This window comes from Bartonella sp. MR63HLJHH (assembly GCF_042194155.1).
GTDB lineage: Bacteria > Pseudomonadota > Alphaproteobacteria > Rhizobiales > Rhizobiaceae > Bartonella > Bartonella grahamii.
Map to the genome: position 1 here is coordinate 1 of NZ_JBHIMN010000006.1, position 14,400 is coordinate 14,400.

Annotated in this window: 17 protein-coding genes; 3 read left to right on the forward strand and 14 right to left on the reverse strand. The window is 43.2% G+C overall.

What is annotated here, in order from left to right; genetic code table 11:
* The 5 genes from ACFIKQ_RS04930 to ACFIKQ_RS04950 form a co-directional block, all read right to left on the reverse strand.
* A partial coding sequence (locus ACFIKQ_RS04930) for a phage tail tape measure protein (protein WP_375656073.1) occupies window positions 1–1,821 on the reverse strand: 1,821 nt, incomplete at its 3' end.
* The gene (locus tag ACFIKQ_RS04935) at window positions 1,818–1,889 is read right to left on the reverse strand and encodes a GpE family phage tail protein (protein ID WP_081485993.1); all 72 of its coding nucleotides are present in this window, start codon (window positions 1,887–1,889) and stop codon (window positions 1,818–1,820) included. The genes ACFIKQ_RS04930 and ACFIKQ_RS04935, both read right to left, overlap by 4 nt.
* Before the next feature lie 38 nt (window positions 1,890–1,927).
* Window positions 1,928–2,215: a phage tail assembly protein gene (locus ACFIKQ_RS04940; protein WP_375653044.1), complete on the reverse strand. Its 288-nt coding sequence runs from the start codon at window positions 2,213–2,215 to the stop codon at window positions 1,928–1,930.
* 2 nt (window positions 2,216–2,217) lie between these two features.
* Window positions 2,218–2,724 carry a phage major tail tube protein gene (locus ACFIKQ_RS04945; RefSeq protein ID WP_375656074.1) on the reverse strand — a complete coding sequence of 169 codons (507 nt, stop codon included), beginning with the start codon at window positions 2,722–2,724 and terminating at the stop codon, window positions 2,218–2,220.
* Complete coding sequence (locus ACFIKQ_RS04950; protein WP_375656075.1) at window positions 2,724–3,935, reverse strand: phage tail sheath subtilisin-like domain-containing protein; 1,212 nt, start codon at window positions 3,933–3,935, stop codon at window positions 2,724–2,726. The genes ACFIKQ_RS04945 and ACFIKQ_RS04950 overlap by 1 nt, the downstream gene beginning before the upstream one ends.
* Before the next feature lie 383 nt (window positions 3,936–4,318).
* On the opposite strand from ACFIKQ_RS04950, the gene ACFIKQ_RS04955 reads away from it, so the two are divergent.
* Both ACFIKQ_RS04955 and ACFIKQ_RS04960 read left to right on the forward strand, forming a co-directional pair.
* Entirely contained in the window at window positions 4,319–5,050 is a 732-nt protein-coding gene (locus ACFIKQ_RS04955) for an antA/AntB antirepressor family protein (protein WP_375656076.1), read from the forward strand.
* On the forward strand, window positions 5,047–5,325 hold the full coding sequence (locus ACFIKQ_RS04960) for a hypothetical protein (RefSeq protein ID WP_375632901.1): 279 nt from the start codon (window positions 5,047–5,049) through the stop codon (window positions 5,323–5,325). The genes ACFIKQ_RS04955 and ACFIKQ_RS04960 overlap by 4 nt, the downstream gene beginning before the upstream one ends.
* Window positions 5,326–5,384: 59 nt before the next feature.
* On the opposite strand, the gene ACFIKQ_RS04965 is transcribed toward ACFIKQ_RS04960, so the two are convergent.
* Together ACFIKQ_RS04965 and ACFIKQ_RS04970 are read right to left on the reverse strand one after the other, a co-directional pair.
* Window positions 5,385–5,714, reverse strand: coding sequence for a HigA family addiction module antitoxin (locus tag ACFIKQ_RS04965; protein WP_375653050.1), 330 nt, complete (start codon window positions 5,712–5,714; stop codon window positions 5,385–5,387).
* Window positions 5,715–5,747: 33 nt separating this feature from the next.
* Window positions 5,748–6,023 (reverse strand): type II toxin-antitoxin system RelE/ParE family toxin, encoded by a 276-nt coding sequence (locus tag ACFIKQ_RS04970; protein ID WP_208431509.1) that lies wholly within the window; start codon window positions 6,021–6,023, stop codon window positions 5,748–5,750.
* Between the two features lie 118 nt (window positions 6,024–6,141).
* On the opposite strand from ACFIKQ_RS04970, the gene ACFIKQ_RS04975 reads away from it, so the two are divergent.
* Window positions 6,142–6,513 (forward strand): type II toxin-antitoxin system HigA family antitoxin, encoded by a 372-nt coding sequence (locus ACFIKQ_RS04975; protein WP_375620553.1) that lies wholly within the window; start codon window positions 6,142–6,144, stop codon window positions 6,511–6,513.
* A 121-nt stretch (window positions 6,514–6,634) separates the two neighbouring features.
* On the opposite strand, the gene ACFIKQ_RS04980 is transcribed toward ACFIKQ_RS04975, so the two are convergent.
* The 7 genes from ACFIKQ_RS04980 to ACFIKQ_RS05010 are packed head-to-tail and all read right to left on the reverse strand — an operon-like array spanning window position 6,635 to window position 14,392.
* Window positions 6,635–7,747: a Bgr_08870 family protein gene (locus ACFIKQ_RS04980; RefSeq protein ID WP_375656077.1), complete on the reverse strand. Its 1,113-nt coding sequence runs from the start codon at window positions 7,745–7,747 to the stop codon at window positions 6,635–6,637.
* Window positions 7,748–7,760: 13 nt separating this feature from the next.
* Window positions 7,761–10,904 (reverse strand): DUF4815 domain-containing protein, encoded by a 3,144-nt coding sequence (locus tag ACFIKQ_RS04985; RefSeq protein ID WP_375656078.1) that lies wholly within the window; start codon window positions 10,902–10,904, stop codon window positions 7,761–7,763.
* A gap of 1 nt (window position 10,905) precedes the next feature.
* On the reverse strand, window positions 10,906–12,012 hold the full coding sequence (locus tag ACFIKQ_RS04990; RefSeq protein ID WP_375656079.1) for a phage tail protein: 1,107 nt from the start codon (window positions 12,010–12,012) through the stop codon (window positions 10,906–10,908).
* Window positions 12,012–12,839 carry a baseplate J/gp47 family protein gene (locus ACFIKQ_RS04995; protein WP_375656080.1) on the reverse strand — a complete coding sequence of 276 codons (828 nt, stop codon included), beginning with the start codon at window positions 12,837–12,839 and terminating at the stop codon, window positions 12,012–12,014. The genes ACFIKQ_RS04990 and ACFIKQ_RS04995 overlap by 1 nt, the downstream gene beginning before the upstream one ends.
* A complete protein-coding gene (locus tag ACFIKQ_RS05000) occupies window positions 12,836–13,177 on the reverse strand; it encodes a GPW/gp25 family protein (RefSeq protein ID WP_208438644.1) in 342 nt (113 codons plus the stop codon). The genes ACFIKQ_RS04995 and ACFIKQ_RS05000 overlap by 4 nt, the downstream gene beginning before the upstream one ends.
* Window positions 13,174–13,863 carry a phage baseplate assembly protein V gene (locus ACFIKQ_RS05005; RefSeq protein WP_375656081.1) on the reverse strand — a complete coding sequence of 230 codons (690 nt, stop codon included), beginning with the start codon at window positions 13,861–13,863 and terminating at the stop codon, window positions 13,174–13,176. Before ACFIKQ_RS05005 ends, ACFIKQ_RS05000 begins: the two co-directional genes overlap by 4 nt.
* Window positions 13,844–14,392, reverse strand: coding sequence for a hypothetical protein (locus tag ACFIKQ_RS05010; protein ID WP_375656082.1), 549 nt, complete (start codon window positions 14,390–14,392; stop codon window positions 13,844–13,846). Before ACFIKQ_RS05010 ends, ACFIKQ_RS05005 begins: the two co-directional genes overlap by 20 nt.
* Between the last annotated feature and the right edge of the window lie 8 nt (window positions 14,393–14,400).

The following is a 14,400-nucleotide window of genomic DNA, read 5'->3' on the forward strand; positions in this document are numbered from 1 at the left end:
ACTCTTGCGTTTTTCAGGTGGGGTATTTGTAACCACTACTGTATCCAGCATTCTTTTTGCGCGTGCATTGGTTTCATTGGTAAAGGTTTTAATGGTCTGGGTTGAAGTTTTGTTGATTGAAACATTAAAGCCTAGCTTTTTTTTCATCCAATTAGGCATCCAGCTGGTTAATTTGCTTATCATGCCGCTAAACCATTCAGACAGAGCATTCCATTGGCTTTTGATGCCGTCCCACAAGCTACCAATGAGATTGGAACCTGCTTCCATTAAATCGATGCTAAACAGCCACTCAATCAATGCATTGATTTTTTTTGAAATCCAAGAGAGCGGTGAAAAGTTTTTAAAGAGCGTCAAGAGGTTATTGAAAACGTTACTACATAAGCTCGCAAAAGAATTCCACAAGTTACTTATGAAGCTTACTACCGTATCCCAATTTTTGTAGAGCAGATATCCAACTCCAACAAGGGCTGCTATGCCGCCAGCGATCCAGCCGATAGGAGTGGTCATGATTGCGATACCAAGCGATATAAAAGCAGAACTAACGGCAGTTATTGCTGGAATGAGTGAAGCTATAAGAACTACTCCAACTGCGGCTAAAGATGCGGCTACCCAGCCATTGAGTTTATCCCAATATTTATAGACTACAACAAGAGCTGCGATGCCGCCAATTAGCCAACCGATAGGTGTCGTCATTATAGTATAGCCAAGCGTGACAAACGCTACTCCCGCTGCGGCTAATGCGGCAATGAGTGGACCAAAAATGAACGAACCAAGTGCCACAAGTCCTACCTTGAAAAGGGTTATTTCACCAATCAGAGGTTCTAGCCATTGGAACCAGCCTTTAATTCTCTCTGTGAGATCACTGATGCCTTTTCTTAAATCGGAGGTAGGATTAAGCAAATCATTAAGGACTTTTTTTAAGGTTTTTGCCCAGCTCGCAACGGTTGTTTGAATGAGGTCGCGGTTTTCATCAATCAACTTTGAAAAACCGTCAATCATATCATTAATCACGGGCATGAAACGGGCGCCAATAAAGCTCGCGATACCGCCTATTTTTTTCTTAAAAGCACCAAGCTTATCACTCAAATCTGCTGCATAGCGTGCAACATCGGCACCTATGAGCCATTTTCCTTTTCGCGCCTTTGCAAACAGCTCTTTGATAGGCGCCATGCCTTGTGCAAGCATGGTCGCCATTTCTTTACCATCGCCCCCAAACAGCAGAGCGGCAATATGCTGTCTTTGTGCTTGATTTTTCATCTTACTCATCTTGTCGGTAATTTCTTCCAACAAAGCCGAATTTGATTTGAGTTTTCCAGAAGCGTTTTTGACAGAAATGCCAAGTGCTTCAAAGCCCATAATGCCTCTTTTTTGTCCAGCATATGCTTGTGCTGAACGCCTATTTAAAGTTGCTAGAGATTGTTGAAAAAGTTCAGCAGAATATCCTGAATTATCGGCTGCATCGCCCCATAATTGAAGCGATGCAACACTCATCCCCAAATGGCGTGATGCGTGATGAAGACTATCCCCCAGATGCATGGTTTTCATGGTGAGGGCGGCTACACTTGCCACAAGACCACCACCAGCAAGCCCTAAGACACCAGTAAAGACCGAAGCACGGCTTGCCGCCACTCCAAGAGCACTTTGAACGCCATGAAGGCTTTTTGTCATGTTTTTGACAGCAGCAGAAAAGCGCGGAATACCCAAACTATGTGAGAGTGTTTTAGACAATGTATCGAATTTTTTTTGTACACGTTTAAGAGGCGCGGTGAGTTTGTCTTCAAGAGACAGTTTTACCTTTGCATCAGCAACTTTTTCACTCATTTTGTCTTATACCTTTCTGCTGCTTGTTTTCGCCAGAATATGAGTTCTTGCGGTTCCATTTCCATCATCTTTGAAAGGGACCAATGGAACACAATGGTAATATCGGCTATGAGTTTAGCGGCGTTTTCCCAGTCGAGGTATCCCGCCGCTTGATAAAAGACTCCAAAATCTCTCCAATGCTCGACAAGTCATTAATATCGAGTTCTCCAACCGCTTCATGTGCCCATCCAGAAAGGCGTGCAACCATAGCAATTGTTTGCTCTATGCCTTCTTTTTTGTCGATTGCTTGCAGATCTTTTGTTTTGGGGCGCTGTAAGGTAATTGTGGTGTGCTCTTTTCCCTCAAAAGTAACAGGTATCAATAATTTATGTGTAATGCTTGTTTGTACTGTCATTTTTATAATCCTAAGTTTTCTCTATGATCTGCTAATTGATTGACGCCATTGAATCTCCTCACCATGTTGAGGGCGTCTATCTCAACAATTTCAACGTCCTTCTGGACATATTTAAAATACTGCAATGTAAATGTTGCTGTGGATGTTGCTTTGCTCCCCGGTTGCCATTCTGCCATTTCAAAGCCTTTGCATAGTCCTCTCATGGTAATGACAACACCTTCTGCGGGTGTGCCTTGCGCTTGCATTGAACTTCGTAATGAAATGTCGACATCAGTGCGCCCCAACAGTGCCATCAACTCTGGAGAGCAATCAGAAATGGTCATGGTGAGAATGAGAGTTTCAAGACCAAGGTCAACTTCAATGGAGGAGTCCATGCCTCCGCCACGATAATTTTCAACAACCAAGTTCAAATTCGGTAATGTTACGCTTTCACATTTTGCTTGATAGGGAATGCCGTCGACAAAAATGTTAAAATATTTCAAAACTCTTGGTAAAACGGGGATAGCCATTAAAAAATCTCCTCTAAATAATCATTCACAATGCGTGAACGGAATGTGATGTGTTCTGCTGGTGTTGTTGGTGTGAATTCGACATTGAAATAGACTCTGCCGCTTTCAATAGCGCTTGCTGTATTCAACTCTGGATCAGGCGTACAACGCCCACCAAGAATGGCGCCTTGTGCTTTTAAATCACGCAAATAGGCATTGACGCTTTCACTCACGTCATGCATGTAGGTTTTTTTGATATTGCGGTCGACAGCCCATAGATGCCCGCGCAAAATGGCGTCATTGATCATATCTGCGGTTCTCACCACCGATAAGAAAGCAAACTTTGTATCGCTTGAAAGGGTGCGATTACCCCAAAGACGATAACCATTTTCGCGGATAATTGTTGTGATGTTTTGTTCGTTAAGAAGGTTAGCGCGGCTTGATCGATCACCAATGGAAAAATCAATGGGGCGCGCAGTTCCAACAATGCCATTGATCACTTTATTTGAAGGGGAATGCCAAAAACCGTGTGTAAAATCAGTTTTAGCAATGACACCAGCAACTGCTGCACTTGCTGGCTGTTCTAAGATTTTTCCATCACGATTCACCTTTACAAAAGGGTCAACTATGATGGCGCGCTTTGAATCAAAATCCTTTACTGTGCTAAGGGCTGCTTCATCTGTTGTGTTTGGTGCATCAAGCACCACAATAGCACGCAGACGCTCTGCAATGCCAATCAGTTCTGCTGCGACGGGGTTGGCAGTTGCACCAGTTCCATTCTCTTCAATATTCACACTGGAAGGGCGTTGATGTGTAAAGCCTGGAGCGATGAGAATGCGTGGTGTTTGTCCCACAATGGACCCCGCTCCAATCAAAGCATGGACGCCTTCATAAGCGCCATTTGCATTCACACCACCTAGAACATTGGTGAGTGTTGCATTTTCATTGTCACCCTCGTTCACACGCACGACAACAACAATAGCTCCCACTTGCTTGAAAATAAGATCAAGGGCATTGGGTAGGGTGCCTTGACGCTTGCCTGTTTTATCCAGTTTAGCTGCTTGTGAAAGAGAGCCTGTTACCAAAACGGGTGTATTAAGAGGAAATGCTTGTTCATCTGCATCGGGCGCCGTGCCAACAATCCCGATAACTGCCGATTGTACCGCGCGAAGGGGGCGGGTGCCGTCGTCAACCTCGATAACTTCAACACCGTGTAAAAAACCTGTTGCCATACTTTATGCTCCTTTAAATGGTTGGCTAATGAAATGAATGGGAAAAAAATGAGGGGGTGATTGCTGTATTTGTTAGACTGGCATAATGATAAAAAATTATCGAAAATAGCTTGACATTATTTCTGTAATGTGTATTTTCGAATCAGGTGCCTCAAAAACACCTTGACGATAAGCGGGTGGATTGCCGAAACAGTCTTTTTTCCGCAGATTAAAAGCTTTGACTCATTATATGCGTATAGCATATAAATAGCTTGTCGGGTGTGGTTACGCTATACAATACCCTTTGGGGGAAAGCATAACGACGGACTTATCGCCGTGTTTTTGAGCACCCGGCACTCTTTTATCGAGTGTCAATCAAAAACATTTAACGATAAGGAGTTCTCATGAACACTCTTATAAAAATTACAGAACAAGTCATTGATGGCGATACTGTCCAGACAGTAAACGCACGTGACTTGCATACATTTTTAGAAGTTAAAACCAGTTTTAAAGATTGGATTATTCGTCGTATTAAAGAATGTAAATTTAAAGAAGGTTATAGCTTTTGCTCTTTTTTGAGCGAAAGTTCAGGAGGTCGTCCTTCTAAAGAATACTACATTACGTTAGACATGGCTAAACATCTTTCGATGATAGAGCGTAATGACAAAGGGCATGAGGCGCGTCAATACTTTATCAAATGCGAACGGCTTCTGAAACAAGTAGCAACACCGCAAGTCGACTACTCCAAACCGGAAGCATTGCTTGGTGTCTTGAATCACTTACAAAGTCAAATAGAGCAAAAAGATCATGTTATTGCTAAATTAGCACCAAAAGCAGAAGCTTTGGAAGGTTTAAAACGCTCTGATGGTTTATTCGGTCTTATTGAAGCAGCAAAGATGTTAGAGGTACGACCAAAAGATTTAACGGATTACTTGCGTAAACATGATTGGGTCTATCGACGGGCTCCAGGGGCGCCTCTGTTACCTTATCAGGACAAGATCAAGAAAGGATTTATGGATTGTCCCGCTATTACCATTCAAAGACCGGATGGTACAGAAAAGGTGCTGCCTTCAACAAAAATTACATCTAGAGGATTAGCATGTTTGAGAGAACAAATCTTTGGGGGTGTGCAATGAATACCAGTATCGATTTTTTGTGCGATTTATGGATGGCATTGTTTCAGTTTTCTGATCGTGATGATGTCGAAGATAAAGCTTTTAATGCTCTCATTGAGACCATGGATGCAATAGAAAAAGCTTTGATTTTAAAACTTCAAGATGAATCACCAAACGCACTCAGAGTTCTGGCAATGATTACAAATTTTGGATCTTTAAAACCTCCTTCTATTATGGAGCCTTTGTTGAAAGCTTACGATCCGAGTTTGAAAAATTCTGTTAAGAAAGCTGCTTAACTTTAAAAACATGATTTTATCTCCTCGTCTTTGAGGCGGGGAGGTATGCGATTTCTTTCTTAACGGCTATGCTCCATTTGCACATCTGCTTTTTTACTAACTTTTAGTGTTGGAATAGAAGAGACATCTATATCCCGCAATGCATGCCATGTATCATAATTGGCTTGAAGCTGTAGCCAAAGGGCTGGTCCATTGCCTAATAATTTGCCAATGCGAGCCGCTGTTACAGCCGTGACAGGGCGTTCTCCTTTAAGGATGCCATGTAGATGTTGACGTGATATTTGAAGAATCCGAGCAATTTCAGTTTTGCTTGTATCTAAATGCTCCAAAGATTCGGCTAAAATTTCTCCTGGATGAGTAGGACAACGATTAGGATTGCGTGTAGTCATGGATAGTTTCCTTTACAATTAATCTTAAAATCTTCAATGGTATTGCTCTAGATCAACGTGGTAAACGTGCCCGTCTTTAAATTCAAAAGTGATACACCAAGGACCATTGATATGGACTGTGTAGCGAGTCGGAGTAAAGCTTTTAAGCATATGAAAGTTATAACCTGGTACATTGATATCACTAACTTGAGAAGCTGCGTCAAGAGTATCCAGACGGCGAATAATACGCTGATGAAGCCTGCTATCAATCTTACTTTTTCCTGTTTCCCAGAGAGATTGTAGGTCTTTATTTTTAAATGTTTTGATCATAGCAAACTCAACAACTTTATTTTAAATAAGATGTAATATATTAAGTGACAATTGTCAACAAAAATGTTACAGTTAAATATTGTTAATGGAATACTGTAGAACTAAAAGAATTTAAGAAATGAATATCAAACCAATTTGTACAGAGAGAGATTACCAAGAAGCTTTAGAAGTTGTGTCTGCAATGTTTGATAAGCAGCCAGAAGTTAATACTCCAGAATTTGATAGAATGAAAACTCTTGTTTTGTTAATTGAAGCTTATGAAACAGAACATTATCCTATTTCTTCTCCTCATCCTATTGAGGCTATTAAATTTAGAATGGAACAAATGAACTTAAGTGCTAAAGATCTGCTTCCTGTTGATTTATATCATGAATTAATAAAAGCGCGTTCTCGTGTACAATCTTTTGTTTATGCAGATGCACCGCAAAATATATTAGACGATTTAGATCGTGGTTTAGATGACATTTTGAATAGTGATCAACATGTTTAAAGCAGGGGATGTCATTATTTATCTAGTATTTCATAAAACATTATCCCTTCAGAGTGAGGAAGAGATTAAACAGTGTGAAGTACCGGAACTTTGCTAACATCTGTTTCATGTTCGGCATGCTTTAATAGCGAATAAGCGCTAACAGCGCTATATTCCGAGGACGATTTTCATTTGCGGTTGGTACGCTTCTAGATGCGTCAAACTTTATGGTTGAGGATGAACCAGAAGAAGTATTGCTGCTATTAGAAACCCCACCATATTTAAAAGCGCCACTTGCAACTTTAGCCTTGGCATCAAAATTCAATTCGCCTGTAATGTTACGGATAGCGTCGCCTTGCTGTGATCCAATGGTTCTATTAGGGTCAATATTACGTTTATCATCAACTCCCCGTAGGAACTCCCCTCTTAAATCTGGCAAGCGAAAGGTAGTTTTGCCGTCGCCAGCACCATAAGTCGTGCCTATAACCGCAAAAAGTTGTGCATAGTCGCTCCGTGAAATGAGCGCACCATTTGCTTTTAACCATCCCTTTGGAACTGTTAGTGCAGGATAATAAATTACAGTTCCTACTGGCATGCTATTGTTTAGCGCGTCCAGCAAAGCATCAATTTCGCTCTTGGTATAGACAAGATCACCATCCACTTTAAGCGGTCCTTTAAGCGTACTTTCATTTGCGCTTAAACGGGTAACCACTTTCCTTTTCGGACGACTGAAGAAATCAGATGATAAATTGCCCAAGATCTCCAAGTCGTCACCCATGGTGACTTTTCTGTTAAATGTGTTGTAATTTTTCCATTCATTGGCTTGTTGTAGGCGACCATAGGCTGTCAGATCTTCATTGATCTTGGCTCTAAAGTCATCAAGCCCCACGATATCTTCGGTTTTATGTTGATGTGCGCCTAATAGAGAGACAGCACTGCCAAAGGTAAAGTGATTGTTGCTTGCTTTGTAGAGAACATAATTGTTGGCTACATCTTGTGCCCCCTCGATATCGCTTAAATCAGCAAATGAGAAGGTTTTATCCGCTGCCATTTTGCCTTTGAGAGCCGCTTCAAGATCTGTGACATCACTTATGCTATGGGTGTGTTTTGAAGGTGCTTTTCCCTCTACCTTTACCTCAACTTCCATCATGGCTTGATCAATTTTCGTCAAGTTTTCGCGCAAGATTGGGAATTCAGAACTAATAAAACGACCTTCTTTAGGCAATTCCATGTCGAGTTTTTTGGTTTTGGTCATCTCTGTTCTCCCATTATAATATGCCAGCGCCAAAATCACTCACCATGGACCGTGCCGCCGGTCCACCAGTAAGCGTGAGTTTGAGGCGCGCTTGTTTGGCTGTTTTATCGCTGCTTACAAATTTGCGCTCTGTCCAAAGGGGCTCGGATAACTGCTCTGTTTCGTCGAGTTTCAAAGGAACAAACGCCCCATCATCCAGTTGCATCTCGAGTGTAAAGGTTGCACCGCCTGGTAAAAAGGTTTTGATATAGCTGGTCAACCTTGCCTTTTCCCCAAAGGTAAAAGCACGGGTGACATAAGTGGCTGTTTTATGAATCTTCCCCGCAATCAATTGAACAGGAGCAAACAAAATAGGTGAGAGCTTCTCTGTCCCTTTGAGAATGGCGCGAAGCTTCACCTTTTCACTGATATATTCAGTAAGGCTTAGCAATTGAAAGGGAAGGAGTTGATAAACCGTGCCATTGTTTCGTTCAATTTCAAAGATGACAGAACACTCACTTGAAGGCAATTCAATGGCTGCGCGTATTTGCAAATCAGAACAATCAACAAGATCAAAAGTGCCAAGATCAATGGTTTTTTCTGTTTGTGTGTAGCGGGCTGCCAACACACGAAAGGCTAAAGCCTCATCTTGATGGGCGGTCCATGTCTGCGCATTGACAGAAGAAAAGCGTGGTCCCGTTACATAAGGGTGGCTCGAGACGTATCTCTGGTGTTCTGCATCAAAATCCCCAAGCTTTGCTAAAGAGACGGAATGATCAGCATCATCTGTCTTGATAACGAAAGCCGTTAAGCGGTCATCCATCACAAGGAGTGGTACATCATAGCGTGCCTCTGCCCAACCTGCCTTTGCGCCCTTCATAGAATAAAAGCTTTGTGCTTGAATATCGGCGGTCGGATAACCGTTTTCTGTGGTGACCAAATCAATCACCAGATCATGGTTTTGATTACCGATTTTGCAAAGATGAAAGTCAATACCGGTGATTTGCCGTGTTTCATCGGGGGTAAAAACTTGCGCTTGTGGGTCTACTTGCGTCCATATCTTCACCGTTGTGGTGCGCCGCATGACTTTCACATCAATCACACCTTGACCGGTAAAAAGCCCCGTTGCAATTGTTCCACCTTTCCCCCGTGCCACAACATTTTTTGTGCCAGCAGTGATATTTTTAGGAATCTTAAAAGTGCCCTCAATGGCGCCATAAGAATCGGCAAAAAGGGGATAATTCGGTAAGACATTCACACCATCAAAAGTGAGGCTTTCTAATTGTTCCCACTTGCCAAGACCTTCAATTTTGAAGGAAAGGGTAATTTGTCTCAAAAAATCGATTTTCTCTTGGGTTGCACTCACCAAATCATCACTGATTTCTGTTTTACGAATGCTTCTCCCACGGTTCCATCCCATGTTCAGTTGATTGGTCACGCTTGAGAGCCAATCGGTGCGCTGTTCGTGCCAAAAGTCTGTCGCGGGGTCAAGGGTTACTGTACCAGGCAGGGGTGCAAAATTTTGATAGGGGTTGATTTTTTCGCAAGCCGTTGTCAACTCTTGCGCAATGATCACTTCATTTGTCCAGTCAAGCGTGACAGGCGCTTTTAAAGGAGCAGTATAGAATGTTGGGTCAATAGCAAGCTGCAAAATGCCGTTGCCTACAGCCCCCGTTTGTTGAAAGCCTTCATCTCTGTAAGAGTCATCTAGAAAGGGATCAGCAAACATACCTTTTTTGGCAACAGGTTCTTTAGAGTCCACATTGCTTTTAATGCGCTCTAATTGCATCAACCGGTCAAGCGAAAGCACCCGTTGAAAATAGCGCCACATCTCATCATAGGGGGCAACACGTGTGCCATCATTGACCACAACCGGCGTTTCAAGCCAATTGTTGGTGATCGTTGCAAGGGACAACACATCATCAGGGACACTTGGTGCCATAGGTTGGTCTGATGAAATGCCTTTGATGTAAACCACATTGCCCTCTGTGTTGAGACCTATACGGTCAATGCGGGGTAATTTGTAAGTGTAACTGACGATAATATCACCACCTTGCGCCCCACCTGAGACTGTGATTTCCTGCTCTGTTACTTTATCAGCCGTGATTTTTGCGCGGGTGCGATAAGTCACCTTATAGCTGCTGCCCGGTAAAGGTTCGTCTCCTAAGGGTGCCCAATCAATGGTGTCTCCGGTTTTTTTAAAATCTGTGCCTTCTTTAAATTCCTTGCTTCCTTGAACAACTTTAATAAACGCGGTGATGCTTTTATCAGGAACACCATCACGCCCAGCGGCAACGGCACCACGGGTGACGTTAACGGTTTTTTCTTTTGTCAACAAAAGAGACTGAATATCGGCAATAGGAAAATAATAGGGTTTAAAGGTAAAACTTGTTTTCCCTTTTGGAGGCGCAAAAATATGCGTTTCGCTCGGAACAACGCTTGTCGAAAAATCTTGCATCTCTTCATGACGCAAAGCGGCTAAGCGCTTGCGTTTAAAGCCATTGATATTGGCTTCTCCTTCTTGAATACTAAACACTTGGCAACCTTTATTTGCTCCCAATGCGCTCACACGACAGCCACTCACGATATAATGTCCATGGGCTCTGTCATACGTCGCAATAGCTTGCATGGCGGGTTCAAGCAGTGATGGGGATTTTTGATCAATCAGAACACCATCTTGTAAGATATAAACGGGAAAGAAAGTGCCACTTTGCGCATCCTCTTTCAGTGCCCAAATAAGCTTTGCTGTTTCGCGTGCGGCTCCAGGCTCTCCTTCTGCCAAGGTGCCAGGAACTTGCCCCAACAGCTCTGGATCATCTTCGTGTGTTATCCATTTTTTTTGTAGCTTCACACCAATTTCCAAGCGCCCAATCATGGCAACATTGTTGAGTACAGCAGGTGCAACGGGGAAAATATCGCCTGCGATATAAATCTTGCCATCCGTTAAAGTGACGGTCCTTGTCTCTTTGTTGACAAAAGCATCAGCTCGTTCAACGCGATCTCCTTCTTGTGCCACAAGGCGCCCCAAGCGGTCATGCCGTCCCCTTATAATGGTTTGAACCTCATTCAGTTCACCACTTTGAATAAACGGACGCGTGCCGTAAAAGACAACGCTTTGTTGTTCCTCTTTGCCGCGAGATCTGTCAATTGCAAACGGTAGACCACTTTCATGCTTCATATTAAAACCTCAATAAAATCTTGAATTGTTCGCGAACATCGGCACGCAAAGGAATATTAATGGGCGTTTTGAGTATCTCGACACCGCCATTGAGTTCATCAGGCTCCAACCAAAGTTTGCCAAGGGGGATATCTTGTTTGGGGGTGGCATGAACGAGAACAGAAACAAATGCTGCTTGTTTGCCGTCAACATCGCGAAAGTCTGTGCGGGCTGCAACAAGAAGCGCCGTGCCCCTCGGGGAGGGCTGATAGTGATTGCCTGAATGGCTGTAAACCCCCTCCAAAGCCTGTTCGACAGGCGCTACAGCATAGCATCTTTGATACCCAATCACGGCATCTTGGCTGTCTCTTAACACGAGATAAAGCGTGCGACCATGAAACCACTCTGCCATCAGCATATCGCGTTCATGTTTTTTGACCGAACACCACGGAAAATTTGCCATGTCCCATGGGTAATCGATTTGGTCCCAGCTTAATTCTTCATCCCCATCATCTATCCAATTACCAATAAGCCTGCCTTCTTCTCTTAAGAGAACGTGCTCTATCTCTGTTGTGCGCCCAAAGGAAAACAAAGTGCCCCCAGCTGTTAAGCTAACACCACTTTCATACTCCAACATGCTGTCATCAAGGCGTGACATATTGCCTTCCATGGCTTGAACATCATAACCATAAACACCACGACGAAAATCAGAGCGCAAACTTTTGGAAAGGTCGGTAATTGCTTCAATGGCTTCAAGGCTTTTCCGTTCAGGCAACTGATCAAAATCAAGTTGAAAGGAATTCCACCATATCCGCCCCGTCCAGGCGGGTTGAAAGCGTGCTGTAATCTGGAGCCATTCAAGCCCCACCTCTATTGCAGCAAGGGAGCCGCGCAAGCGCTGCCATTGAATCCCTTGATCAATCAGATCATAGAGATTTGGAACATAAGGCGTAAGCTCTCCAAGCCCGTATTCTTCAATCAACCACGGCAAGAAACGGGGAGGGCGTGTGATCAGTTTAGAACGTGAAATCCCCAAAACAGAACCATCAATATCTTGATGAAAATCGCAAGCATCGGCAAGGCGCTTTTCAAATTCTGTCGCGTTTGTGGGGAGGAGGGAGCCAACCATTAGCGCGCACGCCCTTTGAAGTTTAAGGTGATTTTTCCAATCGATAAAATTTCTTCATCACAAACCATACTGTCTTGTGTTGGTGTAATGGCAATGACTTTTTGGACACCAGAAATCATTAGTTTTGAAATCCACCACGACAAACTTAATTCACGACCAATGGCTTGTTCTTGTCTCCATGCTGCTCTTAAATTTGTTTCCATTGTTGTAAGAATTTTCAAAGATGTTTCTGGTAACAGCCAAACATCTGCCTCTAAATCCAGCACTTTTTTGACAGCAGCGTGAACAATGATTGTATCATTGGTCATGATGATATTTTTTCTGTGAAGAGCTTCTGAGACTGTTTGTATGAGATCTTCAGATGCCGTTCCTTCTTCATTGTTGCCAAAAAGAGCAACATAGATGGTTGGGTCTTTGCCTTTACGGTAAACAATCGCATCCTTAACACGACTATCGGCTGTTAAGGCTATAAGTTTGTAATAGGGCTCTGTCCCGCTACCATTGCCACCACGGGCATGAAGCTCTATGCGTTCACGATATCTCTCGTCACTTTCACCCTCCATGCGGGCAAGACCATGCCAGTTTCCCAAAGCATCAAGAGATTCACCGGTTGCAAAATCAAGAATGTTGTTGCGTGCCGCTTCGTTAATACGTTGTCTTAAAAGCAACTCTCGATAGCTAAAAGCCTCAATGACTTTTACAGCCGGATCACTTTCAAGAATGGTATATTCAGGCAAAAGCTCTTTTAAATGGGCAAGAGCAGCAGCGCGTATTTCCTCAAAAGAAAGTTCTGTGATGATTTCCGGTTTTGCAAGTACTCCATTCATTTTATCAATAATCCTTCCATGGTAATGGGCTTGCCGGATGGCAAATAAATGCCTTCAAAGGACAAAGAAACTTGTCCAGCCTCACTCCATTTAAAATCAATTTTTTTCAATTTAAAACGCGGTTCCCACTTGTCTAAAGCCTCAGCAACAGCAGCATAAAGAGCAACAGCAAAAGCATTATTCACTGGAGCATCAATGAGTTCAGCAACGCGTGAACCATAATCACGCCGCATTACACGCGAACCAATCCGCGTTGACAAAATATCAAGGATTGATTGGCGTAAATGATCAATGCCGGTCAATGACTTTCCCGTTGTACGGTCCATTCCACTGTTCAATTGGGACCTCCTGTCATAGAACCACCAGGGGAAACACCACCATGAACATGTGTTGCTCCTACATTGGTGTCGTTATGCTTTAGTCCACTTGAATGAATGGAAACATTACTCCCAGAATAAAGAGAGAGACTATCATTCGAATTCAGTGAAATGCCACCACCAGCCTTCAAAGAGATGCCGCCTTTTGCGTTTAAATTTATATCGCTTTCTGAAACAATCTTTATGCCTTCCGGTGCGGTAAGCTCTAGCTTGCCCCCATCACCTTTTAGTGACACACCATCAGCGATTGTCAGGATAAATTTTCCCCCTGATTTGATATGAATTCCATAAGTGTTTTGTTCATCATCATATTCAAGGCTGGTTCCATCAGGGTATATCGTTCGGTGAATGCTGCCCTTATCGGCTGCTTGATTAGCATCGGTGTGAAGTGAACCAACAATCACCCCTTGTGACAAATCCCCTGATGACGAGATAACAACTACTTGCTCTCCAACATCGCGCCCTTCATAGGAGCGTGTTTTACCGGCGCGGGCTTGTGTGTCTGGAATCCAGTCACTGATGAGATTGCCACTTTTTACCCGATAGCGTGCGTTTTTATGGTCGACATGGCTAATCTTCCCCACCACAACCATATTGGCCACACGTCTTTTTAGATCTGTGATTTCTTTATCGCGCCGCTCTAACATGTCCACCTTCAATTTTATGGTATTTATCTTTATTTCTCACGCCTGTTTCTGGTTCAAAGCTTAAGAAAGGTTCAACGATTCTTGCTGTTACACTGCCTTCTTCTTCATCCATGTTGGGGATGTTGGTCACATAAATGACTTCAAAGGTTAAAATTGCACCATGGAGCGCTAGGGCGCCATTATCACCAAAGGCAAAAGCAATATTTTGCAGGCGGCATGTCTCAACTGTGTTGTTGAGATTGGGATTAGCGTAGAAAACCTCCTCAACTTGCCATGCTAGTTGGTCTACAAAACGTGCTCCATCTTCACATGTCGCATAACATTCAACATCTAGCGTTAAAACACGCCGCCTTATTCCATAATCATAGCCATCTTCAATTGTTTCACTTTGTGTTGAGATATTAATTGCAGGCGTGTTCTCAGGGGAAAAGTTGAAATCACGCATATTGAAAATATTGTCACCAGCTGCCGTCTTTGCTGCTTTGATCAACGCAACAAAGCTTTCCCTTATCGTCTCTCTCGGATGCATGGGCGCTC

What these genes read in the sequence shown, in the direction of transcription:
- ACFIKQ_RS04950 (WP_375656075.1), bottom strand. Translation starts at nt 3,935, where the DNA reads ATGGCAACAGGTTTTTTACACGGTGTTGAAGTTATCGAGGTTGACGAC.
- ACFIKQ_RS04945 (WP_375656074.1), bottom strand. Translation starts at nt 2,724, where the DNA reads ATGGCTATCCCCGTTTTACCAAGAGTTTTGAAATATTTTAACATTTTT.
- ACFIKQ_RS04970 (WP_208431509.1), bottom strand. Translation starts at nt 6,023, where the DNA reads ATGATCAAAACATTTAAAAATAAAGACCTACAATCTCTCTGGGAAACA.
- ACFIKQ_RS04965 (WP_375653050.1), bottom strand. Translation starts at nt 5,714, where the DNA reads ATGACTACACGCAATCCTAATCGTTGTCCTACTCATCCAGGAGAAATT.
- ACFIKQ_RS04975 (WP_375620553.1), top strand. Translation starts at nt 6,142, where the DNA reads ATGAATATCAAACCAATTTGTACAGAGAGAGATTACCAAGAAGCTTTA.
- ACFIKQ_RS04985 (WP_375656078.1), bottom strand. Translation starts at nt 10,904, where the DNA reads ATGAAGCATGAAAGTGGTCTACCGTTTGCAATTGACAGATCTCGCGGC.
- ACFIKQ_RS04940 (WP_375653044.1), bottom strand. Translation starts at nt 2,215, where the DNA reads ATGACAGTACAAACAAGCATTACACATAAATTATTGATACCTGTTACT.
- ACFIKQ_RS04960 (WP_375632901.1), top strand. Translation starts at nt 5,047, where the DNA reads ATGAATACCAGTATCGATTTTTTGTGCGATTTATGGATGGCATTGTTT.
- ACFIKQ_RS05010 (WP_375656082.1), bottom strand. Translation starts at nt 14,392, where the DNA reads ATGCATCCGAGAGAGACGATAAGGGAAAGCTTTGTTGCGTTGATCAAA.
- ACFIKQ_RS04990 (WP_375656079.1), bottom strand. Translation starts at nt 12,012, where the DNA reads ATGGTTGGCTCCCTCCTCCCCACAAACGCGACAGAATTTGAAAAGCGC.
- ACFIKQ_RS04995 (WP_375656080.1), bottom strand. Translation starts at nt 12,839, where the DNA reads ATGAATGGAGTACTTGCAAAACCGGAAATCATCACAGAACTTTCTTTT.
- ACFIKQ_RS05005 (WP_375656081.1), bottom strand. Translation starts at nt 13,863, where the DNA reads ATGTTAGAGCGGCGCGATAAAGAAATCACAGATCTAAAAAGACGTGTG.
- ACFIKQ_RS04955 (WP_375656076.1), top strand. Translation starts at nt 4,319, where the DNA reads ATGAACACTCTTATAAAAATTACAGAACAAGTCATTGATGGCGATACT.
- ACFIKQ_RS04980 (WP_375656077.1), bottom strand. Translation starts at nt 7,747, where the DNA reads ATGACCAAAACCAAAAAACTCGACATGGAATTGCCTAAAGAAGGTCGT.